2 protein-coding genes are annotated in these 2,427 nt (G+C 66.1%); both read left to right on the forward strand.

Translation table 11 applies throughout. From position 1 onward, the window contains the following. The first annotated feature begins 323 nt into the window (after positions 1 to 323). Positions 324 to 1,073, forward strand: coding sequence for a phosphate signaling complex protein PhoU (gene phoU, locus ROR02_RS04855; RefSeq protein ID WP_147162892.1), 750 nt, complete (start codon positions 324 to 326; stop codon positions 1,071 to 1,073). Positions 1,074 to 1,475: 402 nt separating this feature from the next. Further along, on the forward strand, positions 1,476 to 2,427 hold a 952-nt coding region (locus ROR02_RS17385; RefSeq protein ID WP_281291001.1), incomplete at its 3' end, for a helix-turn-helix domain-containing protein.

Raw genomic sequence — 2,427 nt, forward strand, 5'->3', positions numbered from 1 at the left:
CCCTGCACATTGGATTAATTCCATCCGGATAGCCTCCCATGACCGTTTCCAAGAACGCCCACATCGTTACGTCCTATGACGACAATCTGCGGCGCGCTTACCTTGGAAAGCGAGATCGGGCGGGGAACAACCGTCAATGTGTTCCTTCCCCTTTACGTTTCCCCCGGGGCGGAGGGACCCGTCTGAGGCCATGTTCCGCTCCCGGCCCTCCGGGGGGAAAGAGACCGGAACGAGTGACAGACCATTGTCTCTTTTGCGTCATACGAACCGGGATGCTACACTTTGCCCTGCACATTGGATTAATTCCATCCGGATAGCCTCCCATGACCGTTTCCAAGAACGCCCACATCGTTACGTCCTATGACGACAATCTGCGGCTGTTGTACGCGCTGCTCGATCGCATGGGGGCGCTGGCCATCTCGCAGACCCGCGACACCATTGCCCTGGTTGTCCAGCGGGCACCGGAAACGGCCGAGCGCATCTTGGAACACGAAGCCGAGATGAACGAGCTGGATGTCCGGGTCAACGAACAGGTGATCCGGCTTCTGGCCTTGCGTCAGCCGCTCGCCGACGACCTGCGCGGCGTTGTCTCGGGCCTCAAGGTGGCGAGCATGCTGGAGCGCATCGGCGATTACAGCGCCAACGCCGCCCGGCGCGCGCCGGCGATCGCCAACCTGAGCGCGTTTCCGGTGCGTGGCCCGGTTTCGCGCATGGGCGACCTGGTGATTGGCATGCTCGATGACGCCCTGCGCGCCTTTCGCGACCCCGATCCGGCCCTGGCGGCGCTGGTGCGCGAGCGCGACGAGGAAGTGGACGCCTTGCATGCCAGCCTGTTTCGCGAGTTGCTCACCTACATGATGGAAGACCCGCGCACGATCACCGCGTGCACGCATCTGATGTTTGTCTCCAAGAACCTGGAGCGGATCGGCGATCAGGCCACCAACATCGCCGAGGCCGCCCATTACCGGGCCACGGGCTGCATTCTGTCGGGAGAGCGCCCCAAGGGCGATACCTCGTCCAGCTTGGTCTGGCCCGACGGGGACGGCCCCGGCGAGGACGACACGCTTTCTTGAGGATGACGCGGGGGCCTCGCGGGGGCTCGCGCGGCTCGACCAGGATGGAACGGGAAAAAAGAGAAAAACGATACCAAAGCGGGTTTGAGGTTCCGTCCCCGGTTGGTGGGCACCAGGCAACGCAAGATCACGAAGGGATCCCGGCCTCCGGCGCTTAGGGGTTCGTGTTTTCCCGTGGGAAGTGCGCGGGAAAAATACTCGGGCGTTGTGCCGTCGGCTTATCTTGGATAGAGTCCGGAAAGAAACGGACGGGAGCGCCGGGGGCCGCTCCCCTTCGTTCTGGTTCAACCAGGCCGGATTCGGGCCTGGGGGGATTTTTTCGTCCCGGCGCGGGGCGTTTCAAGCCCTCCGGACCGCCCTTGGCGTTCACCCGACTCGCCCCTCATCCGACGAGGATTCCCTTTGGAAACCGCCTTCGCCGACCGATCGAAACCGGACCGCACGCCTTCGGGCAGCCATGTGGGCACCCTTTTGCGACAAACCCGGGAGCGGCTCGGGGAACCGTTGGATCTGGTGGCCGACGCCTTGCGGATTCGCCAGTCCTATCTTGAGGCAATCGAGGAAGGCCGCTACGTCGATCTTCCCGGCGGGGCCTATGCCATCGGTTTTGTGCGCGCCTACGCCGATCATCTGGGGTTGCATGCCGAGGAAGTGGTCCGCCGCTTCAAGGAAGAAAGCCTGAGCAACCGGCCGTCGTCGAGCCTGGAATTCCCCGTTCCTCCCAACGAAGGCGGTGTTCCCGCCGGGGCCCTGGTCGGCCTGGGCCTGATTTTGGCCGCGTGCGCGTATGGCGGCTGGTACTGGCTGTCGTCGACGAACCGCCCCCTGGCCGATTTCATCCCCGACATTCCCGAGCATTTCGCGGCCCTGGTTAACTCGGAGCCGGCCGCCGGAACCGCGAGCGCTCCTTCCGCCGATGCCCCGCCCGCGGTTTTCGTGCCCGATGCATCCAGGCCCGATGCATCCAGGCCCGATGCATCCAGGCCCGATGCTTCCGGGCCCGATGCTTCCGGGGAGGAGTCCTCTCTTCCGGGGCCCGATGCCGAGGACGCCTCCGAGGCCCTGCCGGACGCACCGCCCCCTTCCGGGGCACCGACGCGCGAGGCACCGGCGCTTCCGGACACCGCCGCGTCGTCCGGGGCCGGTCCGACACCTTCTCCGGACACGCCGGCCCTGGACCTTCGGGCCGGGGAAACCCGGGTGGTGGATCCCCGGGTGGTGGACCTCCGGGCGGAGGAAACCCGGGTATCGGGGCCCGAGGTCCCGCCGCCGTCCTCGCCCTCGCTTTCGCCCAAGGCGCCCATGCCGGCACCCGAGGCATCCCCGGCCGCCAGCGCCCCCGCCCCGGCGGCCG

The sequence above is a fragment of the Pararhodospirillum oryzae genome, assembly GCF_007992075.1.
GTDB lineage: Bacteria > Pseudomonadota > Alphaproteobacteria > Rhodospirillales > Rhodospirillaceae > Pararhodospirillum > Pararhodospirillum oryzae.